The sequence below is a fragment of the Pseudonocardia sp. CA-142604 genome (genome assembly GCF_050948475.1).
Classification (GTDB): Bacteria; Actinomycetota; Actinomycetes; order Mycobacteriales; family Pseudonocardiaceae; genus Pseudonocardia; species Pseudonocardia alaniniphila.
This window is the reverse complement of record NZ_CP192045.1, coordinates 2,420,683-2,441,591: the sequence shown is the minus strand read 5'-3', so window position 1 is coordinate 2,441,591 and position 20,909 is coordinate 2,420,683. Positions and strand designations below refer to the sequence as shown.

Below are 20,909 nucleotides of genomic sequence, written 5' to 3'. Positions count from 1 at the left end.
TCGCTCGATCCTCGGCGCGCCGGGTAACGCGGACCGCGAGATCCGCGAGAATGACGCCGCAGTCCGTAGAGGATCAAGGAGCCCGACGATGGCCGTCGTGCGCGGGGCGGGCTCTGCCGCCATCTCGGTCGACACGCGCGCCCGCCGGGTCCTCGACGCGTCGGCTCCTGCGATCGTCTACCTGCTGGTGCGGCTCGCCGGGGTCGGCGTGCTCGCCGCGATGGCCGCGCGCAACGGGGCATCCCTGCTCGGCGAGCTGACGAGCTGGGACGGCCGCTGGCTGCTCGCCATCGCCGAGCACGGCTATGGCGGCGTCCCGGCCGACATGGTCGACGCCACCGGCCACCGCACCCCCGAGACACCACTCGGGTTCTTCCCGGGGTATCCGGGCCTCGTCGCCGCGGCCCGCCTGCTGACCGGCGGCAACGTCGTGGCCGCCGGTCTGCTCGTCAGCACGGCCGCGGGCGTCGCGGCGGCGTTCGGCCTCACCCGTCTCGGCGAGTTGGTGCCCGGCGGCTCGCGGCGGGCCGGGCTCCTGCTCACCTGCCTGTTCGCCGCCTCGCCGATGGCGGTCGCCCTCTCGATGACCTATACCGAGGCCCTGTTCTGTGCGCTCGCCGTGTGGGCGCTCGTGGGCGTGCTGCGCGAGCAGTGGATGCTCGCGGGGCTGTGCGCAGCGGGCGCCGGGCTGGTGCGGCCCACCGGCAGTTCGGTCGTGGCCGCGGTCGGGCTGGCGGCGCTGGCCGCCGTGATCCAGCGGCGCGACGGGTGGCGGCCGTGGGTCGCGGGAGTGCTGGCCGCCGCGGGAGCCCTCGGCTACGTCGGCTACGTCGCCACCCGCACGGGCGTCCTCGGCGGGTGGTTCGTGATCCAGCGGGAGGGATGGGGCTGGCACCTCGACGGCGGAATAGCGACCGTCCGCTGGCTCGCCGAGGTCCTGACGTCGAGCGGGAACGTGTTCGACCTGCTCACCGTGCTCAGCCTGGCGGGCAGCATCGGGCTGTTCGTGGTGGCTGTGCTCACGCGGATGCCGTGGCCGCTGCTCGTGTACGGCGGGCTCGTGCTCGTCACCACATGGGGCACGGACGGCCTGATGAACGCCAAGCTCCGGGTGCTGCTCCCCGCGTTCGTGCTGCTGCTGCCGGCCGCGATCGGCCTCGCCGCGCGCCGGAGGGCCACAGCCGTTGCGGTCGTCGTGGCGGCAGCGTTCGCGTCGGCCTGGTTCGGCGCGTACGCCCTGACGATCTGGCCCTACGCCATCTGACCGCGCGCGCGTTCTCGTTCCGCCGTATCGATCGCCCCACCGTCCGCCGGCCAGGCCTCCGCGTCTTTCCATGCGGCGATCGTGTCGGCCGACTCGAACGCCGGGTGCGTCCGCAGGTACTCGTCGAGTCCGGTGGGCCGGCGTCCGATCAGGCGGTCCACGTCGGGGCTGACGGATTCGGCGAGCCCTTGCCGGAACAGGCCGAAGAGCTCCCGGAAATGGTCGGCCTCCCAGAACGCCATGCCTCGCTTCTGGAATTGGCGGCGCACCTCCCACGGGGTGAGCTTCACGGTCTCCACCGTTCGCCCGATCCTGGCGCCGACCTCTTCCGCGATCTCGTCGAAGGTCACGGCGCGAGGGCCGGTGAGCGCCAGGGTGTGACCGACCCACCGGGGATCCGTGAGCGCCTCCGCACCGCACTCGCCGATGTCCCGGGCGTCGATGTAATTGATGCCGGCAGTCTCGAGAGGATCGATGATCTTCCCGGTGTCGCGCAGGATCGGCAACACGATCCGGTCGATCAGGAACTGCATGAACGTGCAGGGCTGCAGGACCACAAAAGGCTGGCCGGAGTGCGTCAGCACCTGCTCGACCTCCCAGTGCCTGCGCGTCGCCTCGGGGCCGTCCGGCGTCACCGCCGCGGTGGTGCCGGATACCTTGACGATCCGGACGCCGGTTCGGCGCAGCACCCGAATCATCTCCAGCTGGATGTCGGTCGATCGGGGATCATCGGGCGTGAGAAGAAAGGCCGCGTCGAGTCCGTCGGCCGCGTCGAGCAGCGAGGACTGCAGATGCGGCGTACAGCAGCGGATATCGGTTCCTTCAGGCAAAAGCCGCAATGCGCGCTGCGGGTCTCGGGTGAAGACCCGGGTGTACACGCCGCGAGCGAGCAGTGCCCGGACCACATGAGGACCGACGATCCCGGTCGAACCGATCACCAAGACTGACATCGAGTGAGCTCCTGCGCCTCAGCTGGACTGGGATGAGGTCACGCCGTCGAGATACGGGGATCCGATCGGCGCCGCGACTGGTTGGCCGATACCCCTCCACCGGTGCCCGCCGGAATCGATGACGGCGATGACGAGAATGGGTTCTCGGCCTCGTCGCGCTCGAATCGCGGGAGCTCCGGCAACACGTTCCGACAGTTCTTCATCGCCTCTCGATCGGGTTCAGAGCCATGGCGGTTCTCCTCGTCGCATGCGGTGCGGATGCTGAACGACGTGGTCTCGCAAGCTGGGCGGCTCTGCCTCGCGCGCCTCGGCGCGCGGCGTCACATCGACGGCGATGCGGCGGATCGATCACACATCTTGATAGTCATAGATTATTACCGAATGCCACGGTAGCTCAACGCCCCCGCGAGGGCAAGTTTCCGCGGCCGACCGCCCGATCGGAAACGGCGGTCATCACATCAACGACCGTTTCCGCACCAGTTGGCCAATAGGATTGAAAAAGGATATGCCGGAGAATAGCGACCACGGCCCGAGGGCGCCCGGCCTGGCCCTCTGCCGCGCTAACGAGCCTGATGCCGGCGCTGATGCTCGGTGACGTCGATCAGCGCTTCCTTGAACCGGGTGAACGTGTCGTGTCCGAGACGGCGCGCGTGCCGCTCCTGGATCGACGTCATGATCTTCTCGGCGGTCTGCATCTGCTCCAGCCCACGCTCCGTGGGGCAGACCAGTTTGGCTCTGCGGTCGCCAGGGTCGGGCTTGCGCTCGACGTAGCCGAGCGCCTCCAGCTCGTCGATCACCGTGCCGACCACCTGCTTGTGCTGGCCGGAGAGCCGTGCCAGCTCCGTCGCCCGGACACCGGCTGCCTCGATGTAGGCCAGCACCGCGCCGTGCCGGGGATGCAGGTCGTCGAAGCCGTTGGCCGCCAGCGTCGAGAAGAGTTCGTTCTGCACGGCGAACAGCAGCCGCCCGGCGAGGACCCCGAGGTCGGGGTCGGTGTGGGTGTGGGTGTGGGTGTTGTCCCGCTCGGCCCGGGCGACCATCCGATGCCTCCTCAGGCTCCACTCAGGGGCCGAACACAGCCACCCATCGCGGGAAGTTTAGTGGATAAGTCGTGAATGGACGGTGCGCCGGTGTGACGACACTACGGCCGTCCGCGCATGGTGCACCCTTCCGGCCGATCTCGGCATGAATGGGCAAGGACTTATGTCGGCGCACCCCTGGCGCGGTTACGGAAGGCGGTCGGGGTCTCGCCGGCGCGCTGTCGGAAGAACTTGGTGAACACGACGGCGTCGGGAAAACCGAGTCGCTCGCCGATCGCGCCGGCGGCCGCATCGGTGTGCACGAGCTGACGCTTGGCCTCGAGAAGGACCCGGTCGTCGATGAAGCTCTTGGCCCCCCGCCCCGTGGCCGTCCGCGTCGCACGGGTGAGGGTGCGGACGCTGTAGCCCAAGCCCCTCGCGTAGTCCGCCACGCGATGAGTTCGCGAGAAGTCTCGCTCCACCGCCTGCTGGAAGCGGCGGAATGCCTCGTTGCCGCTCGCGTCGTCCCCGGCCTGGACGCCCTGAACATGAGCCAGGCGCAGCACGAGGACGGCGAGCAGGTGGCGGACGACCTCGATGTGGGACTCCAGGGACAGGTCCGCAAGGTCGCGGAACTCGCTCTCCAGCAGATCCAGCACGAGCCGGACCTTGTCGTGGTCGGCGCCCGCGGGGATCAGTGGCAGCTGCCGGGCCGGCTGGTCGACGCGGGCGATGTCCACGGTGGCGCGGCTCAGGAACCCGGGCTCGAAGAGCACGACCGCTCCCTCGGCCGCATGAAGGGGCGAGCAGAGCTGATAGATCTGGCCGGGACGTACCCACATCCAGGCACCCTCGGTCAGCTCGTGCTCGGTGAAGTCCACGGAGCAGCGCAGGGTGCCCGACCGCACCGTGATGAGCTCGTGGAAGGCCAGCCGCTTGGGCGCGTACGGGTCGACGTCATGACCACGGGAGCGCTCGGCCAGGCCGGTGAAGTCGAGAACCTCCACACCTGGCGGGGCGCCCGCGGAAGTCCGATAAGGGACTTTCGTGACGTCAGCATGTCCGTTTCTGTCCATGATCTGTCGCCAGCCTACGGCGTCTGACGCCCGGCCGACATCTAGCGTCAAGAGCAACGGAAGCGGCTACGACGCGCACTGATCGCCGTGACCATGGTCCGCCGCGACAGCGAGATGACCGAAACTGTCCGCGTCATCTGCCTGGACGCCTCATCCGAAACGAACCGAGGGGGTCATGAATCATGCGACTGATCGTGGGCATGACAGGCGCGACGGGCGCCGTGTTCGGCGTCCGGCTGCTGGAGAACCTGGCCGAGATACCGGAGGTGGAGACGCACCTGGTGGTCAGCCGCTGGGCCCGGGCCACGATCGAGCTGGAGACCGGCCACAGCCTCGCCGAGGTCAGCGCGCTCGCCGACGCCACCTACCAACCCGAGGACCAGGGCGCAGCCATCTCGTCGGGCTCCTTCACGACGGACGGCATGGTGATCGTGCCCTGTTCGATGAAGACGCTGGCCGGGATTCGCACCGGCTACGCCGACGGGCTGGTGGTGCGCGCCGCTGACGTGATCCTCAAGGAGCGGCGCAAGCTCGTGCTCGTCCCGCGCGAGACCCCGCTGAGTGAGATCCACCTGGAGAACATGCTCGCGCTCAGCCGCCGGGGCGTCCAGCTGCTGCCACCGATGCCGGCCTTCTACAACCACCCCCGGTCGGTGGACGACATCGTCGACCACATCGCCGCCCGGATCCTCGATCAGTTCGATCTGCCCGCGCCCGCCGCCAAGCGGTGGGAGGGCATGCGACCCGCTCGCAAGCTCCGTCCCACCGCCTGACCGCTGCGCGTGCCGGCGCGAGCCGGATGACCTGTGAAAGGACCCCTCATGGCCTACGACGACCTGCGAAGCTTCCTCGGCACCCTCGACAAGGAGGGCCAGCTCCTGCGGATCACCGAGCAGGTGCTGCCGGAGCCGGACATCGCCGCCGCCGCGAACGCCGCCCCGCGCCTGGGCGAGGCGGCTCCTGCCCTCCTCTTCGACAACATCACCGGCTTCACCGACGCGAAGATCGCGATGAACGTCCACGGCTCGTGGGCCAACCACGCGCTGGCGCTGGGCCTGCCCAAGGAGACCGGCACCAGGGAGCAGATCGAGGAGTTCATCCGGCGCTGGGCGGACTTCCCGGTGGAACCCGAGTGGCGCGAGAACCCGCCGTGGGCCGAGAACACCATGGAGGGCGGCGACGTCGACATCTTCGCGGTGCTCCCGCTGGTCCGCCTCAACGACGGCGACGGCGGTTTCTACATCGACAAGGCGGCAATCGTCTCGAAGGACCCTGACGACCCGCACGACAGCGCAAAGCAGAACGTCGGCATCTACCGCGTCCAGGTCATGGGCAAGGCGAGGCTGTCCCTGCAGCCCGTGCCGATGCACGACATCGCCCAGCACCTGCGCAAGGCCGAGGAGAGGGGCGAGGACCTTCCCGTCGCCATCACCCTCGGCAACGACCCGGTGATCTCCATCGTCGCCTCCACGCCCTTGAGGTACGACGAGAACGAGTACGGCCTGGCCGGCGCCTTGCGCGGCGCGCCGGCCCCGGTCACAGCGGCTCCGCTCACCGGGTTGCCGGTGCCGTGGGGATCCGAGGTCGTCATCGAGGGCGTCATCGAGGGCCGCAGGCGCGAGATCGAGGGCCCGTTCGGCGAGTTCACGGGCCACTACTCCGGCGGCCGGAGGATGCCCGTCATCCGCATCGACAAGATCTCCTATCGCACGCATCCCATCTTCGAGCACCTCTACCTCGGTATGCCGTGGACCGAGATCGACTACCTGATGGCCGCCAACACCTGCGTGCCCCTGTACGAGCAGCTCAAGGCCGACTTCCCCGAAGTCCAGGCCGTGAACGCGATGTACACCCACGGCCTGGTGGTCATCGTCTCCACGAAGAAGCGCTACGGCGGCTTCGCCAAGGCCGTCGGCATGCGGGTGCTGACCACCCCGCACGGCCTCGGGTACGCCGCCACCGTGATCGTGGTGGACGAGGACGTCAACCCTTTCGACCTGCCCCAGGTGATGTGGGCGCTTTCCGTCCGGATGAATCCGGCCGACGACCTGATCCAGGTTCCCAACCTGTCCGTGGTGGCGCTGGATCCGGCCGCCCGGACGCCCGGCGTCATCGACAAGCTCATCATCGACGCCACCGCGCCGGTCGCCCCTGACAACCGCGGCCACTACAGCGCCCAGGTCAGTGACCTGCCGGAGATGGGCACGTGGGTCACCAAGCTCCAGCAGCTGGCCGCTCGCCACTGATCTCACCGACCCGCCTTCACGGAAGGAAATGCCGCCATGGCGGACATCACGATCTGCCCGCGTTGCGCACACGAGACCGTCGAGACGGTGTTCTCCTCCCCCGTCGCCGGCGCCTGGGATGTCCTGCAGTGCCGGCAGTGCCTCTACATGTGGCGCACCAGCGAACCCGCCCGCCGCACCCGGCGCGACGCGTACCCCGAGGCCTTCAGGATGACGGCCGAGGACATCGAGAACGCGCCCGCGATGCCCGCCGTCGCGCCGTTGCGAAGCACCGTCGACCAGGGCTCGTCCTGTACGGGTTAGCGCGACTGTTGGCCGAAGACCCGCCGTCTCACCACTGCACCGGGCCGTTGTCGTCGAAGAATCCGCCGGTCTTTCCATCGGCGCCGACAGTGGCCCAGTACACCGAGGCGCCGGCACCCTCGTCCGTGCTGCGCACGCCACGGAAGCCGTTCAGATCGGTGGCGACGTAACCCGGTGTCACCGCGTTGATCTTCACATGGGCCAGCTCCGGATCGTCGAGGAACGCGTTGGCGTACTTGACGGTCAGCATGTTCACCGCGGCTTTCGTCGCGGAGTAGGCGAACGACTCGTGGGAACGGGCGAACATCGAGCCCTTCTCTGTGGCCTTGGTGAACATGGCGGAATCGCTGGAAACGTTGACGACCCGCGCCGCCGGGGACTTGCGCAGCAGCGGCAGCATCGCGTGGACGACCCGGACCATCCCGAAGACGTTCGTCTCGAACTCCAGACGCATGTCATCGGCCGACACCGCGGTCGCCTGCTTGCGGACGAGAGCCCCGGCGTTGTTCACCAGGACGTCCAGGCGGCCGTACTCACGGCCGACGAACCCGGCCGCGCCGTCGACCGACGCGTCATCGCTGACATCGATCTCCACGGGCCGCACCACTACCCCGGCTCCGGCCAGCTCCGCAGCCGCACGGGCGCCGCGCCCGGCGTCCCGGCTCCCGAGCAGCACGGTGAGGCCGCGCTCGGCCAGCTGACGGGCCGTGGCCAGGCCGACGCCCTTGTTGGCGCCCGTGACCAGAGCGATCGTTTCGGTGGACATGCTCCCCGTTTCCCTGCGTCATGACACGTAAGCTCCGAACTGAGAGTGTCCCTCGACTTTAACCGTAGGGGTCCTACGTTTGTCAATCCTGGAAGGTGAGATGGAGCCCGCCCTACCGTCGCGGCGTCCGAGACGTGCGGACGCCCGCCGCAACTTCGACGCGCTGATCACGGCGGCCCGGGACACGTTCGCCGAGCACGGCACGAACGCCTCGCTCGAGGACATCGCCCGGCGCTCCGGGGTGAGCATCGCCACCCTGTATCGCAACTTCCCCACCCGCGAGGACCTCGTGGAGGAGGTCCACCGCGACGAGGTCGAGGCGCTGTGCCGCACGGCCGGCCGGCTCGACGACCTCGAACCGTGGGAAGCGCTCGTCACGTGGCTGCGCCGCTTCGTCGACTACATCGGCACCAAGCTCGCCTTCGCCGACGCACTCAACCGCACCACCGACAGCTTTCAGGCATGCCGCAAGGCGATGCGCGCCGCCGGTGGCCCCCTGCTCGAACGCGCGCAACGAGCAGGCGTCGCGTCTCCGGTGCCGTCGATCGACGACGTCCTGCGCATGATCACCGGCATCAGCACCGTCGAATACGTCGACGACGCCCAACGCGAGCGGGTCCTCGAACTCGCTCTCGCCGGACTACGCGCCGCTCCTCCACCAGGCGGTTGATCCCGGGTCGATCGCTCGCCGTCAGGAGGCGGGCGTCACCTCGACGATGCCGCGCCCGGCGTCGATCCGGACGTGGTCGCCGGTGCGGATCACCGTGACCGGGTCCCGGTCCAGGTCCGTCACCGCCGGCACGCGCGTGACCACCGCGCCCAGCGCGGCCTTGGTGGTGGTCACCGTGAAGATCATCCCGATCGGCGCCGTGCCGAGCAGGCGGGTGGTCTGGAAGAAGCCGGACCAACCCGAGGAGCCCTTGGCTCCGGGGAAAACCACGATCTTGCCGGTGAAGCAGACGCCGTGGAGCTCGTGGCGGCGCTCGACGATGGTGCCGGTGGCGGGGTCGATCCCGCCCCAGCCGGAGATCGTCTCGTGCGAGACCAGCGCCTCCCCCTCCACCACGCCCGGCACGACCGTGCGCCCACGCAGCACGAACGGAGCGCGCGTCTCCAGATCCGACGTCTCCTGCGTCATCGCAGCTCTCCCCTCCAGCGCCCGGTGACGGCGGCGTCCACGCAGTCGTCGAGCGTTCCGAACCAGGCCTCGATGCCGAGGATCGCGGGCAGGTAGTGCGCCTGCTTCGCCGAGTCGGTGGCGAACACCTTCGTGCCGGCGGGCGCGGTGCGGGACATGGCCGGACAGGAATCGGCGAGGATCTTCCCACCGGCCGCCTCGATCACGGCCGTGTAGCCGCTGCGGTCGGCCAGGTCCTTGAGCGCGCGGGGAGCCATGATCCACAGCTGCGTCCCGGAGTGCAGCCGCTTCCCGTCGAGCGCCCGGGCCGCCGCTCTGATCTGGTCGATCGAGGCGTGCGGGCAGCCGAGCAGGATGAAGTCGACGTCCGTGGACGAGCCCTGGTCGTTGAGCGTCTCGTACATCGCGCGGCGCTCCGCCGGCCCGTAGTGCACGGCCTCGGGCACCGGTCCCGCGCCGAACGCGGCTTCGACGGTCGGGGCCTCCGGAGTGATGCCCGGCAGGTGGTAGAGCTCCACGCCGCCCGACGACGCGGCCGCGGCACCGAAGTGCTTGAGGTCGACGAGGCTCGGGTGGGCGTACTCGCCGACGACCACGGGCCGCTGGTCCTGCACGAGGCCGCCGGCGAAGTAGCCGAGCATCCCCCAGTCCATGAAGTCGCGCACCGGCCCGTCGACGTGCACGAGGTGCGTGCCGTACCGGTTCTCGGTGAGGTGGTTGCCCCAGCACGGGATCTTGCCGGTGAGGCTCGCGGCGCCGGTGGAGGCGCCACCTTCGCAGTTGGTGCGCGCGCCGATCACGGAGTTGGCGTAGACGACCGCGGAGGACTCCATCCAGGCGATGTGCTCGCCGCGTACCGGCAGGTTCCCCATCTGGTAGGGCGTGCAGGTGGCGAGGATGTTGACCCCGCGCCGCCCGTAGAACGCCTCGGCGTCGGTCTGCAGCTCCACGAACTCCTTGGGGTAGGGCACCGTGCCCACCGAGTCCGGCCCGAAGCCGTGCTGCAGCTGGCAGGTCGGCACCTTCATGTCCGGGATCTCGAGCGGCTCGTCGCAGTCGAGGTTGATCACCGCGAACGCCTTGTTCCAGCCGCCCTCGGCCACCAGTCGTGCCTTGGCGGGCGAGGGCTGGGTGGTCGTGCCTGCCACGTTGCGGGTGTCGCAGAGCCGCTCGGCGTCCAGCGCCTCTCCGTAGCGGATCAGCAGGTCCATCGCCGCCGCGACGGCCCGGCCCTCCGCGCCGTCGCGCATGGCCTTCTCGTCGTCGGTGAGGATCATCCGGTGGCCTCCTTCGCGGCGGACGACGCCGCGACCGGGGACGCCACGGGGTTCGTCTCCGGACCGCTGCGCACCGCGGCGAACATCAGCAACCCGCCCCCGACGATCAGCACGATCGGCCCGTACTCGTACGGCATGATCGCGCTGAGCCCGAGCAGCCAGAAGCTGTAGAGCCCCGGCAGCACCAGGCCGAACATGTAGCCGATGCCGTAGCCGCTGGCTCGCACGGACGCCGGGAACCGCTCGTTGAGGTAGACCAGGATCACCCCGAGCGGCGCCGAGGGGATCACCTTGGCGATCACGTAGAGCAGCCCCACCACCCAGTCCGGCGCACCCGCGCGCCCGGTGACGGCGAGCAGCAGGAACGCCCCGGCGACGACCACGGTCATCACGAGCGCCCAGCGCATCAGCAGTGCGCGACGCCCGATCCGCTGCCCCACCGCGGCGAGCAGCATGATCATCCCGATCGTCACGACGGAGGAGACGATCTCCAGCGTGGAGCTCAGCTCCGCGCTGCGGCCCAGCACCTGCACGAGCAGCGTGGGGAGGAAGGACACCGACATCTGCGTCGCGAACCAGTAGCCGCAGGTGAACAGGAAGACGCTGGTGATCAGGCCGCGATGTTCGATGAACAGCTCTGCCACGGGCTGGCGCCGCGCCGTGCTCCGGCGCTCCTCGTACACCGACTCGTCCTCGACGACCTTGCGGTAGTGCCACAGGTACACCAGGCCGAGCACGAACCCGAGGAAGAACGGGATCCGCCAGCCCCACGTCAGGAAGCCCTCCTCCGGCACACCGTCGAGCACCCCGAGCAGCAGGGCGTTCATGACGAGCAGTGCCGCCGGTGCCCCGATGGCGATGAGGCCTCCGACGCGGCCCCGCCGCGACACCTGGGCCTGCTCCAGCGCCAGCGGGATGGGCGCCGCGTAGCCGCCTGCCAAGAAGATGCCGCCCACCAGCCGCAGCACGGCGAACACGACGATCGCGCCGTAGCCCCACTGCGCGTAGCCGGGCATCAGTCCCATGAGCAGGGTGAGGATCGTGAAGGCCCAGCCGCTGATCATCGTGACGCGCTTGCGCCCGATCCGGTCGGACAGGTTGCCCAGCAGCACGCTGCCGATCGGACGGCCCAGGAGCCCGACCGTGAAGAGCAGCGTGGTGATCGTCGCGCGGATCTCCGCCGGTAGGCCGGCCGGCATGAAGTAGGCCATCGCCGCCGGCAGCACCAGCGCCGGCAGATAGACGTCGAAGCTGTCGACGAACATCGAGAACGCGCCACCGCGGGCGGATCTCCGTTCGTCGGCCTCCGTGATGGTGGTGCGATGGGCTTCGGACAGCGTCATCGCCGGCCTCCTGGAATGTGGTGGGAGCGAACCCGTCGGGGACGGGAAGTGCCTCGGGTCAGCCGTCGAGGTTGTGGGACAGCCGGCCGGCGAGCTCGGCGTGGTCGACCTCGTGGACGCTGCCGTGCGCGCCGGCGAGCGCCAGTGCGTGGGCCGCTCCGGCGCCCATCGCCGCGCAGGGGCCCATCACGCGGATGCTCGAGAGCGCGGCGGCGTCCCCGTCGACGCAACGGCCTGCGACGACCAGGTTGTGCACGCCGGGCGGCGTCATCGAGCGCAGCGGGACGTAGTGGACGTGGTCGGGGCCGAAGGTCTCCCACACGTAGCCCTGTGGGCTGTCGTGCAGCTCGATCGGCCACGCCGTGCGTGCGACCGCGTCGGGGAAGCGCGTGCCCGCCCGCACCTCGTCGAGCGTCAACTGGTGGACGGCCTGCACCCAGCGGGTCTGTCGCCTGCCGGGGAAGCCGTAGGCGCGCACCCGGGCCTTGCCGAACACCTCCGGGTACTCGGCGCGCAGGAGCTCCACGGCCCGGTCGGCCTGCACCTTGCCCGCGAGCTGGGCCCGCGACGCGCCCATCGGGTCCAGCGGCGCCTCGATGTGGGTCATGTTGAGCACCGCGATGCCGCGGCCGGGGAAGAAGAAGGCGAGCCCGTCGCGGCGCAGCAGCCCGTACTGCTCGGCCTTCTCCGAGACACGGGCGGCCAGGTCCTGCGGGTCGGGCCGCTGGCCCTCGTCCAGGTTCTCGACGACGAGCTGCTGCGAGCCGTAGATCTCCCGCTCGGGCAGCCGGCACGGCAGTCCGGCTTCCCAGGCCAGCGAGGCGTCACCGCTGGCGTCGACGAACCCGGTGGCCGTGACCTCGACCGTGCCGTACCGGGTACCGAGCCGGACGGCCCGGACGCGCTCGTCGTCCCGGGTGACGCCGGCCAGCACCGCGCCGGTGATGACGGTGATGCCCAGCTCCGCCACCGTGTTCTCCACCCAGCGGCCGAGTGCCACCTCGTCGTACCCCACGACGGTGGTGTGGTGGCGGCGGTAGTAGAGGTCGCCGGTGGCCTCCAGGTCCCGGAAGATGTCGTCGAAGATCCCATGAGTGAGCCTGCGGTGCTCCGGTGCGTTGCCGAACACGCCGCAGAACAGCCCGATCAGCGAGTTGACCATCTGGCCGCCGAGCACGGGCAGCGCGTCGACGAGCACCACACGCCGCCCCAGCCGGGCCGACTCGACGGCAGCGGAGAGCCCCGCGATGCCCGCACCGATGACGCAGACGTCCGCGTCGACGTCGTGCCCGACGGACCCTGCAGGCTTGGTGACGGTCCGGACCTTCAGGTCGGTCAGCGCGTGCGGCATGGATCACACGCTAGGCAGCAGGCGACAGGTGCCGGAAATAGAGATTCAGCCTGCGGACCATCAATCGGACCTATAGGCCTAGGTCAGGGCTTCGCCGCCAGCGTGACGAGCGCCTCGCGGAACCAGCGGTGGGCCGGGTCACCATCGAGGTCGGCATGCCACCAGAACTTCTCCACGATCGGCTCGGGATCCCCCGGGCAGGGCAGCACCCGCAGGCCGAGGCGCTCGGCCACCTGCCCGGCGAGCCGCTCCTGCAGCAGCGCCACGTGGTCCGTGCCGGCCACGAAGTACGGCACCGCCTGGTAGCTCTCCACCCGCACGCGGATCCGCGGCTGGATGCCGAAGCGGGTCAGCTGCCGGCTCATGGGCGCGGCACCCGGGAAACCGCGGTCGGGCTGGAAGGGGGCCACCCAGCACATCGCGGCGAGCTGGTCGAGGCTCAGGGTGTGACCCACGAGCGGGTTGGCCGCGTCGACCACGCACACCCAGCGGTCGGTGAACAGCTCGACCGACCGCACGCCCGGCAGGTCGAAGCCACGCACCGGCGGCGCGATCATGCCGTCGACGAGCCGGACGATCGTGGCGGCGTCCGTCGAGAAGTGCTCGCGCACCAGCCGCACGTGCAGATCGACACCGGGAGCGCGGGTGGCCAGCTCGGCCGCCAGCCGCCTGCCCAGCACTGCGACGGTGTAGTCGGCCATCAGAAGCGTGAACTCGCGCCGGGTGGATCCCGGGTCGAAGGACGTGCCGGTGGCGAAGAGCCGCTCGGCGGCGGCGCACACCGCCTCGACCTGGTCGGCGAGCTGCATCGCCAGCGGGGTGAGCACGTACCCGCCCCGGCCGCGGGCGAGCAGCTCGTCGTCGAAGTGGCGGCGTAGCCGGGAGAGTGCCGCGCTCGCCGCGGGCTGGGAGACGCCGATCCGGGCAGCGGCGCGGGTGACGTTTCGCTCGCGGATCAGCTCACGGAGCGCGACCAGCAGGTTCAGGTCCAGGTTCGCCAGTCGGGCAGAGGGGGGCCTCGCCACGCTTCGGACGATAACCCGCATCAGGTCTGCGGACGCGCCACGGTGGCCCCTGGCGCGTGGTCAGCTCGCGGTCGTCAGCGCTCGTCGTCGAAGACGCGATCCCCGTCTCTGACGATGTGCACGGCCGCTTCCTCCGCCGACGCGGCGCCGCCGTCGATCCCCGCGTCCTCCGCGAAGAGCTCCTCGTCGAAGTCGGACAGGCCGCCGTCGTCGGAGGCGACGAGCCGCCCCGAGCGAACGTCGCCGACCTCGTCGTCGAGCAGCTCGCCGTCGGTGTCGGAGCTGTCGCCCAGCCCGTCCCACGGGGGGTCCTCGCGCTCGGGTACCTCACGGGCGAGCAGGTGGTCGAGGGTCTCGCCGTCGTGCTCCTCACGCGGCGTGGTGCCCCACTCGTCGAGTCCGAGCGGCCGCTCGGGAGGCGAGTAGCCCTCGTCGAGGACGTCCTCCACCCCGCGGTAGTCGAGGCTGTCCTCCGGCTCGAGGAGCCCGGAGTCGTTGTCGTAGCCGTCAGTGCGGTCGTCGTCGCTGCTCACGTCACCCCTCCTGGTCGCTCGTCGACGACCCCAGCCTGCCAGGTCGTGGCGCTCGCCGGGCGGAGGGTCCCTCGTGTGTCAATTCTTCCGCAGCAGGGCCACGTCCGAGACCGCCGCGATGTGCTCGCCCATCGCGGCCGCCGCGGCTCCGGCGTCGCCCGAACGGATCGCCTCAGCCACCTTGCGGTGCCCGGCCAGCGACTGCTCGGGGCGTCCGGGCTGGGAGAGCGACTCGATGCGGCTCTCGCGGACCAGCTCCGAGATCTTCGTCATGAGGTCCGCGAGGAGGCCGGAGTGTGCCGCGGCGGTGACGGCGGCGTGGAAGCGCCCGTCGCCGGTGACCCCGCGACCACCACGCGAGATCTCGAGGGCCATCCCGTCGAGGGCGTCGTCGATCGCGGCGAGGTCCTCCTCCGTGCGCCGCTTCGCCGCCAGCGCGGCCAGCTGCACCTCGAGCGCCTCCCGGGCCTCGATCACCTCGCGGAGCTGGTTGCGCCGGGCGTCCAGGGCGGCGAGCACCTGCTGCTGCGGCGGCACGTCGAGGATGACTGCACCGTCGCCGTGGCGGACGTCGATGATGCCCTGCACCTCGAGCGCGATGAGGGCCTGGCTCACCGAAGCCCGGCTCACCCCGAGCTGCGACGCGAGCTCCCGCTCCGGGGGCAGCCGGTCGCCCGCCGTCAGGCCTTCGACCTGCATGTGGTCGAGCAGGCGCTCCACCAACTGCTCGTAGAGACGGGGCCGGTTGAACGGCCGCAGGGGCCGGGGACCGCGCTTCGGCGCAGCGGACACAGGAATCACACCTCCACTTGCAGGTCGCGGGGACTATAGTCCTCTCATTGGCTAGGCCACTGAGCCAATTCGGGTTCGGGCGCCGCGCTATCGGGCGTAGTCGCCGGAAGTTCCGCATCGACGGGAGGTGCACCACATGTCCGCCCCGCTCGACGGCCTCCTCGTCGTCGACCTCAGCCGGGCCCTCGCGGGCCCGCACGCGACGATGATGCTGGGCGACCTGGGCGCCCGCGTCGTCAAGATCGAGACGCCGTACGGCGGCGACGACACCCGGGGCTGGGGGCCGCCCTTCGTCGGTGATGCCGAGCACGGCGTCGAGTCCACCTACTTCCTCTCGGCCAACCGCAACAAGGAGTCGGTCGCGCTCGACCTCAAGTCCGGCGAGGGGCACGCCGCGCTCGCCTCCCTCGTCCGCCGGGCCGACGTGCTGGTGGAGAACTTCCGCACCGGCGTGCTGGACCGCCTCGGCTTCGGAGTCCCCGAGCTGCACCGGCTCAACCCGCGGCTGGTCGTCCTGTCGATCTCCGGCTTCGGCCACGACGGGCCCGAGGGCGGCCGCGCAGGCTACGACCAGATCGCGCAGGGCGAGGCCGGGCTGATGTCCGTCACCGGGTCGGGTCCCGACGACCCGCAGCGCGTCGGGGTGCCGATCGCCGACATCCTCGCGGGCATGTACGGGGCGTACGGGGTGCTCGCCGCGTTGCGCGAGCGCGACCGCACCGGTGTGGGCACCGTGGTGCGCACCTCGCTGCTCGCGGCCGTCGTCGGAGTCCACGGGTTCCAGGGCACCGCCTGGACCGTCGCCGGTGAGGTGGGCGGTGCCCGCGGCAACCACCACTCGTCGATCTCCCCCTACGGCCTCTTCCGCTGCAAGGGGGGCGCGGTCCAGATCTCGTGCGGCAGCGAGGGCCTCTGGCGCCGGCTGTGCACGGAGTTCGGGCTCGACCCGGCTGCCGACGGGCTGCGGACCAACGAGGAGCGCGTACGCCACCCCGACCTGGTCCGCACGGTCGTCGAGGACGCCTTCGCCTGCGACGAGCCCGACACCCTGCTCGCGCGCCTTTCCCGGGCAGGCGTGCCGGCGGGCCGGCTCCGCACGATCGACGAGGTCTACACGTGGGAGCAGACCGCCAGCCAGGGCCTGCTCGTCGACGTCGAGCACGCCACGCTCGGCAGGCTCACCCTGCCCGGTCCGCCGCTGCGGTTCTTCGACGGCGACGACCGGGAACGGCCGCGCAGGAGCCACAGCGCCCCGCCGACCCTCGACCAGCACGGCCCCGCACTGCGTGCCGAGCTCGGGCTCGACCGGCCCGCTTCGGCCGAGGGGGCGGCACAGTGACTGCCATGACCTCGACCGGGGCGGACGCCGTGATCGCCACCGTGTTCGACGCCGGATCGTTCCGCAGCTGGGACTCGGCGCCGATCGCCGTGCCTGCCGACCCGCACTACCGCGCCGCACTGGCCGCCGCGGCAGCCCGTAGCGGCACGGACGAGTCCGTGATCACCGGGGAGGGCCGCATCGACGGGCGCCGGGTCGCCGTGGTGTGCAGCGAGTTCGCCTTCCTCGGTGGCTCCATCGGGGTGGCCGCCTCGGACCGGATCGTCCGGGCCGTCGAGCGGGCCACCGCCGAACGGCTCCCGCTGCTCGCCGTCACCGCGTCCGGTGGCACCCGCATGCAGGAAGGCACCCTCGCGTTCCTGCGCATGGCCGCCATCACCGCCGCCGTGACCGCTCACAAGGCGGCAGGCCTGCCCTACCTGGTCTACCTCCGCCACCCCACGACCGGCGGCGTGTTCGCGTCGTGGGGCTCGCTCGGCCAGATCACGCTCGCCGAACCGGGCGCGCTGATCGGCTTCCTCGGTCCCAAGGTCTACGCCGCGCTGCACGGGGAACCGTTCCCGTCCGGCGTGCAGACCGCGGAGAACCTGCACGCCCACGGGCTCGTCGACGCGGTGCTGCCGACCGGCGCTCTCGCCGGAGTCACCGCGCACGTCCTTTCACTACTGGACCCTCCCCAGCCCGGACCGCCACCGGCCCCCGTCCCCTCGCAGGGGCCGGTGGCGTCCGACCCCCCGGCCTGGCAGGCGATCACCGCCACCCGCGGGCCCGACCGCCCCGGCGTGCACGACGTGCTGCGGCTCGCCGCGGTCGACCACGTCGCGCTGGCCGGCACCGGCGAAGGCGAGGCGAGCGACGGGCTGCTGCTCGCCCTCGCCCGGTTCGGCAGGCAGTCCTGCGTGCTGATCGGACAGGACCGCCGCGCCCAGGCCCGCACCCCGCTGGGGCCTGCCGACCTGCGTATCGCCCGCCGCGGGATGCGGCTCGCCACCGAGCTGCGGCTGCCGCTCGTCACGATGATCGACACCCCCGGGGCCGCTCTGCATCCGGACGCAGAGGAGGGCGGTCTCGCCGGCGAGATCGCCCGCTGCCTCGCCGATCTCATCGCCCTGCCGGTGCCCACGGTGTCGCTGCTCTTGGGGCAGGGCACCGGCGGCGCGGCGCTGGCCCTGCTGCCTGCCGACCGGGTGCTCGCCGCAGGCAACGCGTGGCTCTCCCCGTTGCCCCCGGAGGGCGCCGCCGCGATCCTGCACGGCGACCCCGACCGCGCTCCCGAGGTGGCGGAGCTGCAGGGCGTCCGGGCCGGTGACCTCCATCGTGCGGGCGCGGTCGACGCGGTCGTCCCCGAACATCCCGACGCCGCGGTCGAGCCCGGCGCGTTCAGCCGGCGGATCGCCGCCGCGGTCGAGAACGAGCTGCACCGACTACGCCGGACCGATGACGCCCGCCTCACGGCCCGGGCGGACCGGCTGCGGCGGCTCGGGCTGCCGGGCTGACACCGCGCCGGCTCGGAGCCGACTCAGGAGGGCGCGGGTTCTTCAAGCCGGGTCATGTCGAACTCCTCGAACGCCCAATGCGGGTGGTAGAGGTGAACGACGGTCGGCGCGCGGCGTTCGTCGGCACGGCGCAGCTCGGCACGGGAACCGGGCAGTCTCCGCATTCATGCCCGATCCGGGCCCGGCCACGCACCCCACGAGCACAGCGACGGCGGTGACGACGACCAGCGCCACGAGCGGTCGGACCCGGCAACGGCGCGCCGGAGCGGACACGGCTGTCCCCTCGCCGGTGACAACGCCGCGATGCTCTCCCGGGACCACTCGGGCCCGCCACTCGGAGCATGCTCACTGTCCCGTGCAGCCCTCACTACCGACAGCCGACCTCTCGGCATTGAACCGAAATGGCTTGGCGTTCGTCATGTCATAAACGTGGGGGATGAATCGACCTTTTGTAGGTGCAATTCTGTGGGGAATTCGTGGGTCAATCTTGCCGAAGAGCTCGGCGCGGCGGTGCATGTGGAGCTGGCCAGGCCGGGGAGCCGGCGCGCGGCACTCATCCGGGCTCTCCGGGAGGCCGTTCGCTCGGGCCGGCTGGCTCCGGGAACGCGCCTTCCGCCGTATCGCGCCGTCGCGGCCGAACTCGGCCTGGCCCGCAACACCGTCGCCGATGCCTACGCCGAACTCGTGGCCGAGGGCTGGCTCACCGCCCGACAGGGGGCGGGCACCCAGGTTGCGCACCGCGCCCAGGCAGTCGGACCACCTCCGGTCCACCCGCCCACCCGGACGGTACGAGCACTTCCGTTGCACAACCTCGAACAGGGGCAACCGGACGCGTCCTCGTTCCCGCGCCGGGCCTGGCTGGCCTCGGCGCGACGGGCGCTGATGGACGCACCGAACGATGCTTTCGGTCCCGGTGACCCACGCGGTCGCATGGAACTTCGAGAGGCCCTGGCCGAGTACCTCGCCCGCGCGCGGGGCGTACGCACCACGCCGGAACGGCTCGTGGTGTGCTCGGGCTTCTCCCACGCGCTGCGTCTGCTGTTCGACGGGGTGCTGAGCGGCCCGCTGGCCGTGGAGTCCTACGGGCTCGCGCACCACCGCGCGGTGCTGGCCGCAGCCTCGGTGCGCACCGTGCCGCTGACCCTCGACGAGAACGGCGCGCGGATCGATGAGCTCGCCCGCCACGACCAGGTGCGGGCCGTCCTGCTCACGCCGGCGCACCAGTTCCCCACCGGCGGCCCGCTGGCACCGGCCCGGCGGCCCGCCGTGCTCGACTGGGCCCGGTCCCGCGGCAGCATGCTCGTGGAGGACGACTACGACGGCGAGTTCCGCTACGACCGCCAGCCGATCGGGGCCCTGCAGGGCCTCGACCCGGACCACGTCGTCTACGTCGGGTCGGTGAGCACGAGCCTGTCCCCCGCCCTGCGCCTGGGCTGGATGGCACTGCCCGACCAGCTCGTGGATCCCGTCCTCGCCGCCAAGGGTGAGCGCGAGGGATGGGCGAACGTCCTGGCCCAGCTGACGCTCGCACACTTCATCTCCTCGGGGGCCTACGACCGCCACATCCGCCGGATGCGGCAGCGCTACCGCCGTCGCCGCGACCAGCTGGTCACGGCCGTCGCGGAGCGGCACCTGCAGCCCACCGGCATCGCCGCGGGCCTGCACGTCACATTGCGGCTACCTCCGGGCACGGAACAGACGCTCGTCGAGAGCGCCACCGCGGCAGGCATCGCCCTCGACGGCTTGGCGGCGTTCCGTCACCCCGACGCCACCGTGGCCCCGACGGACGGTCTCGTCGTCGGTTACGCCGCCCCGTCCGACCATGCGTACGGCCCGGCGCTCGACGCGTTGTGCCGGGTGCTGGCCGACCACACCTGACACGTCACGTGCGCCCCGGCTCAGTCGGCTTCGGCCGCACCCTGCTGCAGCAGGTGGCCGAGCTCCTCGAGCCGGGAGCGCACGTTGCCCTCGGGCTGGTCCTCGGCCACGGCGAGGGTGCGCTCACCGAGGCGGCGCATCAGATCGGCGAGGACAGCGGGGTCCGGCGCGTCGCTCTCCAGCTCGCCGCGCAGCTCGGCCAGCGCCGCCCCGATCTCCTCCAGCGCGGCGGCACCGGTGCCGTCGATCCGGTCCTGCCAGCGCTGGATCTCCACGAGCCCGCCTGCGATGCCGAGCGCCAGCGGGCCGGACTGCAACGCGCTGGTCGTGAGCTCGAGGTCGTGCTCAACGGGGTCGCTCATGGCGCCGCGTACCCCCTGCGCGACCCCGGGAACCGACCGACGCCCGATCAGGGGTCTCCGAGGCCGTCCGGATAGGTGATGTCGATCTCGGAGATGGCCGCCGGGAAGTCCCGGCGGTTGTCGGTGATGAACCGCTCGGCGCCAGCCATCACCGCGGTGGCCAGATGCACGGCATCGGCCGCACGAAGACGATGCGACGCTGCGAGCGACGTGGCCACCTCGGCTGTCGCCGGATCGACCGGACGCAGCTCCAACCGACTGAGCAGCCCGATAAGCGCGCCGAGCTCGTCTGTCGCGCCGTCGCGCATCGGCTTCGCGAGGACTTCGGGGAGGAGCAGAACCGAGCCGATGCCTGCAGTGGTTCCAGCCTTCGTGTCGAACAGCGCGCGCACCCGCCGCCCCAACGGGTGCCCCTCGACTCCGGCATAGATCAGGACGTCCGCGTCGAAGGCATCCATCAGGACCGGTCGCGATCAGCGCGCACGGCGTCGATCAATTCTTGCGCGCGGGCCGCGGAGACCGCGGCCGGCTCCAGCGGCCGCTCCCGCGCGCTCGCCAACAGTGCCCCGATCTCGCGCCCGCGTTCGATCGTTCGTTCCGCTCGGCGTGCCCTTACCGCTTCGGGACGCAGGAGCACGGCCACTGACCTGCCATGGCGGGTGATCGTGATCTCCTCACCGGCCTCCACGCGATCGAGCACCTCTGGCAGCCTCGCCCGGGCCTCGCTGACACTCAACTCCGTCACGTACAC

Annotated in this window: 23 protein-coding genes; 8 read left to right on the top strand and 15 right to left on the bottom strand. The window is 71.0% G+C overall.

From position 1 onward, the window contains the following. Nucleotides 1-88 precede the first annotated feature (88 nt). Nucleotides 89-1,264 (top strand): hypothetical protein, encoded by a 1,176-nt coding sequence (locus tag ACQPZQ_RS11150; RefSeq protein ID WP_433294746.1) that lies wholly within the window; start codon nt 89-91, stop codon nt 1,262-1,264. Here ACQPZQ_RS11150 and ACQPZQ_RS11145 read toward each other — a convergent pair. The 3 genes from ACQPZQ_RS11145 to ACQPZQ_RS11135 all read right to left on the bottom strand — a co-directional run bounded on the left by ACQPZQ_RS11145 (nt 1,252) and on the right by ACQPZQ_RS11135 (nt 4,240). Continuing rightward, nucleotides 1,252-2,214 (bottom strand): NmrA family NAD(P)-binding protein, encoded by a 963-nt coding sequence (locus tag ACQPZQ_RS11145; protein WP_433294744.1) that lies wholly within the window; start codon nt 2,212-2,214, stop codon nt 1,252-1,254. The two genes, ACQPZQ_RS11150 and ACQPZQ_RS11145, sit on opposite strands and share 13 nt — an antisense overlap. Nucleotides 2,215-2,774: 560 nt before the next feature. Beyond that, entirely contained in the window at nt 2,775-3,254 is a 480-nt protein-coding gene (locus tag ACQPZQ_RS11140) for a MarR family winged helix-turn-helix transcriptional regulator (RefSeq protein WP_433294742.1), read from the bottom strand. A 161-nt stretch (nt 3,255-3,415) separates the two neighbouring features. Continuing rightward, the gene (locus ACQPZQ_RS11135) at nt 3,416-4,240 is read right to left on the bottom strand and encodes a helix-turn-helix domain-containing protein (RefSeq protein WP_433294740.1); all 825 of its coding nucleotides are present in this window, start codon (nt 4,238-4,240) and stop codon (nt 3,416-3,418) included. 251 nt (nt 4,241-4,491) lie between these two features. On the opposite strand from ACQPZQ_RS11135, the gene ACQPZQ_RS11130 reads away from it, so the two are divergent. The 3 genes from ACQPZQ_RS11130 to ACQPZQ_RS11120 are packed head-to-tail and all read left to right on the top strand — an operon-like array spanning nt 4,492 to nt 6,858. Next, the gene (locus ACQPZQ_RS11130; RefSeq protein WP_433294738.1) at nt 4,492-5,082 is read left to right on the top strand and encodes a non-oxidative hydroxyarylic acid decarboxylases subunit B; all 591 of its coding nucleotides are present in this window, start codon (nt 4,492-4,494) and stop codon (nt 5,080-5,082) included. Between the two features lie 48 nt (nt 5,083-5,130). Further along, nucleotides 5,131-6,555 (top strand): non-oxidative hydroxyarylic acid decarboxylases subunit C, encoded by a 1,425-nt coding sequence (locus ACQPZQ_RS11125; protein ID WP_433294736.1) that lies wholly within the window; start codon nt 5,131-5,133, stop codon nt 6,553-6,555. Nucleotides 6,556-6,591: 36 nt separating this feature from the next. Next, the gene (locus ACQPZQ_RS11120; RefSeq protein WP_433294734.1) at nt 6,592-6,858 is read left to right on the top strand and encodes a non-oxidative hydroxyarylic acid decarboxylases subunit D; all 267 of its coding nucleotides are present in this window, start codon (nt 6,592-6,594) and stop codon (nt 6,856-6,858) included. A 28-nt stretch (nt 6,859-6,886) separates the two neighbouring features. Here ACQPZQ_RS11120 and ACQPZQ_RS11115 read toward each other — a convergent pair whose 3' ends face one another. Next, entirely contained in the window at nt 6,887-7,624 is a 738-nt protein-coding gene (locus tag ACQPZQ_RS11115) for an SDR family NAD(P)-dependent oxidoreductase (protein ID WP_433294732.1), read from the bottom strand. A gap of 100 nt (nt 7,625-7,724) precedes the next feature. On the opposite strand from ACQPZQ_RS11115, the gene ACQPZQ_RS11110 reads away from it, so the two are divergent. After that, complete coding sequence (locus ACQPZQ_RS11110; protein WP_433294730.1) at nt 7,725-8,294, top strand: TetR/AcrR family transcriptional regulator; 570 nt, start codon at nt 7,725-7,727, stop codon at nt 8,292-8,294. Between the two features lie 21 nt (nt 8,295-8,315). On the opposite strand, the gene ACQPZQ_RS11105 is transcribed toward ACQPZQ_RS11110, so the two are convergent. From ACQPZQ_RS11105 to ACQPZQ_RS11075, 7 genes are all read right to left on the bottom strand, one after another. Further along, a complete protein-coding gene (locus ACQPZQ_RS11105; RefSeq protein WP_433294728.1) occupies nt 8,316-8,762 on the bottom strand; it encodes an aconitase X swivel domain-containing protein in 447 nt (148 codons plus the stop codon). Continuing rightward, on the bottom strand, nt 8,759-10,039 hold the full coding sequence (locus tag ACQPZQ_RS11100) for an aconitase X (RefSeq protein ID WP_433294726.1): 1,281 nt from the start codon (nt 10,037-10,039) through the stop codon (nt 8,759-8,761). Before ACQPZQ_RS11100 ends, ACQPZQ_RS11105 begins: the two co-directional genes overlap by 4 nt. Continuing rightward, nucleotides 10,036-11,382, bottom strand: coding sequence for an MFS transporter (locus ACQPZQ_RS11095; protein WP_433294724.1), 1,347 nt, complete (start codon nt 11,380-11,382; stop codon nt 10,036-10,038). Before ACQPZQ_RS11095 ends, ACQPZQ_RS11100 begins: the two co-directional genes overlap by 4 nt. Nucleotides 11,383-11,440: 58 nt before the next feature. Continuing rightward, entirely contained in the window at nt 11,441-12,733 is a 1,293-nt protein-coding gene (locus ACQPZQ_RS11090; protein WP_433294722.1) for an FAD-dependent oxidoreductase, read from the bottom strand. Nucleotides 12,734-12,816: 83 nt separating this feature from the next. Beyond that, nucleotides 12,817-13,758: a LysR family transcriptional regulator gene (locus ACQPZQ_RS11085; protein WP_433294720.1), complete on the bottom strand. Its 942-nt coding sequence runs from the start codon at nt 13,756-13,758 to the stop codon at nt 12,817-12,819. A gap of 74 nt (nt 13,759-13,832) precedes the next feature. Continuing rightward, on the bottom strand, nt 13,833-14,291 hold the full coding sequence (locus ACQPZQ_RS11080) for a DUF5709 domain-containing protein (protein WP_433294718.1): 459 nt from the start codon (nt 14,289-14,291) through the stop codon (nt 13,833-13,835). A 78-nt stretch (nt 14,292-14,369) separates the two neighbouring features. Then, on the bottom strand, nt 14,370-15,083 hold the full coding sequence (locus ACQPZQ_RS11075) for a FadR/GntR family transcriptional regulator (RefSeq protein WP_433294716.1): 714 nt from the start codon (nt 15,081-15,083) through the stop codon (nt 14,370-14,372). A gap of 136 nt (nt 15,084-15,219) precedes the next feature. On the opposite strand from ACQPZQ_RS11075, the gene ACQPZQ_RS11070 reads away from it, so the two are divergent. Continuing rightward, nucleotides 15,220-16,422 carry a CaiB/BaiF CoA transferase family protein gene (locus ACQPZQ_RS11070; protein WP_433294714.1) on the top strand — a complete coding sequence of 401 codons (1,203 nt, stop codon included), beginning with the start codon at nt 15,220-15,222 and terminating at the stop codon, nt 16,420-16,422. A 5-nt stretch (nt 16,423-16,427) separates the two neighbouring features. After that, nucleotides 16,428-17,918, top strand: coding sequence for a carboxyl transferase domain-containing protein (locus ACQPZQ_RS11065; RefSeq protein ID WP_433294712.1), 1,491 nt, complete (start codon nt 16,428-16,430; stop codon nt 17,916-17,918). A gap of 23 nt (nt 17,919-17,941) precedes the next feature. Here ACQPZQ_RS11065 and ACQPZQ_RS11060 read toward each other — a convergent pair whose 3' ends face one another. Then, a complete protein-coding gene (locus tag ACQPZQ_RS11060) occupies nt 17,942-18,082 on the bottom strand; it encodes a glycine betaine ABC transporter substrate-binding protein (protein ID WP_433294710.1) in 141 nt (46 codons plus the stop codon). 301 nt (nt 18,083-18,383) lie between these two features. Here ACQPZQ_RS11060 and ACQPZQ_RS11055 point away from each other — a divergent pair, with 301 nt between their 5' ends. Next, complete coding sequence (locus tag ACQPZQ_RS11055) at nt 18,384-19,796, top strand: PLP-dependent aminotransferase family protein (protein WP_433294708.1); 1,413 nt, start codon at nt 18,384-18,386, stop codon at nt 19,794-19,796. 20 nt (nt 19,797-19,816) lie between these two features. Here the strand turns inward: ACQPZQ_RS11055 and ACQPZQ_RS11050 are convergent, their stop codons facing one another. Genes ACQPZQ_RS11050 through ACQPZQ_RS11040 form a run of 3 tightly spaced genes read right to left on the bottom strand, consistent with a single transcriptional unit; the run spans nt 19,817 to nt 20,903 of the window. Beyond that, on the bottom strand, nt 19,817-20,158 hold the full coding sequence (locus tag ACQPZQ_RS11050; RefSeq protein WP_433294706.1) for a hypothetical protein: 342 nt from the start codon (nt 20,156-20,158) through the stop codon (nt 19,817-19,819). A gap of 47 nt (nt 20,159-20,205) precedes the next feature. Next, nucleotides 20,206-20,616: a type II toxin-antitoxin system VapC family toxin gene (locus ACQPZQ_RS11045; protein WP_433294704.1), complete on the bottom strand. Its 411-nt coding sequence runs from the start codon at nt 20,614-20,616 to the stop codon at nt 20,206-20,208. Continuing rightward, nucleotides 20,616-20,903: a type II toxin-antitoxin system Phd/YefM family antitoxin gene (locus tag ACQPZQ_RS11040; protein ID WP_433294702.1), complete on the bottom strand. Its 288-nt coding sequence runs from the start codon at nt 20,901-20,903 to the stop codon at nt 20,616-20,618. Before ACQPZQ_RS11040 ends, ACQPZQ_RS11045 begins: the two co-directional genes overlap by 1 nt. Between the last annotated feature and the right edge of the window lie 6 nt (nt 20,904-20,909).

Excerpts from the sequence above, each read along its gene's own strand:
- ACQPZQ_RS11150 (WP_433294746.1), top strand. The coding sequence starts at position 89 with ATGGCCGTCGTGCGCGGGGCGGGCTCTGCCGCCATCTCGGTCGACACG.
- ACQPZQ_RS11145 (WP_433294744.1), bottom strand. The coding sequence starts at position 2,214 with ATGTCAGTCTTGGTGATCGGTTCGACCGGGATCGTCGGTCCTCATGTG.
- ACQPZQ_RS11140 (WP_433294742.1), bottom strand. The coding sequence starts at position 3,254 with ATGGTCGCCCGGGCCGAGCGGGACAACACCCACACCCACACCCACACC.
- ACQPZQ_RS11130 (WP_433294738.1), top strand. The coding sequence starts at position 4,492 with ATGCGACTGATCGTGGGCATGACAGGCGCGACGGGCGCCGTGTTCGGC.
- ACQPZQ_RS11125 (WP_433294736.1), top strand. The coding sequence starts at position 5,131 with ATGGCCTACGACGACCTGCGAAGCTTCCTCGGCACCCTCGACAAGGAG.
- ACQPZQ_RS11120 (WP_433294734.1), top strand. The coding sequence starts at position 6,592 with ATGGCGGACATCACGATCTGCCCGCGTTGCGCACACGAGACCGTCGAG.
- ACQPZQ_RS11115 (WP_433294732.1), bottom strand. The coding sequence starts at position 7,624 with ATGTCCACCGAAACGATCGCTCTGGTCACGGGCGCCAACAAGGGCGTC.
- ACQPZQ_RS11110 (WP_433294730.1), top strand. The coding sequence starts at position 7,725 with ATGGAGCCCGCCCTACCGTCGCGGCGTCCGAGACGTGCGGACGCCCGC.
- ACQPZQ_RS11105 (WP_433294728.1), bottom strand. The coding sequence starts at position 8,762 with ATGACGCAGGAGACGTCGGATCTGGAGACGCGCGCTCCGTTCGTGCTG.
- ACQPZQ_RS11100 (WP_433294726.1), bottom strand. The coding sequence starts at position 10,039 with ATGATCCTCACCGACGACGAGAAGGCCATGCGCGACGGCGCGGAGGGC.
- ACQPZQ_RS11095 (WP_433294724.1), bottom strand. The coding sequence starts at position 11,382 with ATGACGCTGTCCGAAGCCCATCGCACCACCATCACGGAGGCCGACGAA.
- ACQPZQ_RS11090 (WP_433294722.1), bottom strand. The coding sequence starts at position 12,733 with ATGCCGCACGCGCTGACCGACCTGAAGGTCCGGACCGTCACCAAGCCT.
- ACQPZQ_RS11070 (WP_433294714.1), top strand. The coding sequence starts at position 15,220 with ATGTCCGCCCCGCTCGACGGCCTCCTCGTCGTCGACCTCAGCCGGGCC.
- ACQPZQ_RS11065 (WP_433294712.1), top strand. The coding sequence starts at position 16,428 with ATGACCTCGACCGGGGCGGACGCCGTGATCGCCACCGTGTTCGACGCC.
- ACQPZQ_RS11060 (WP_433294710.1), bottom strand. The coding sequence starts at position 18,082 with ATGCGGAGACTGCCCGGTTCCCGTGCCGAGCTGCGCCGTGCCGACGAA.
- ACQPZQ_RS11050 (WP_433294706.1), bottom strand. The coding sequence starts at position 20,158 with ATGAGCGACCCCGTTGAGCACGACCTCGAGCTCACGACCAGCGCGTTG.
- ACQPZQ_RS11045 (WP_433294704.1), bottom strand. The coding sequence starts at position 20,616 with ATGGATGCCTTCGACGCGGACGTCCTGATCTATGCCGGAGTCGAGGGG.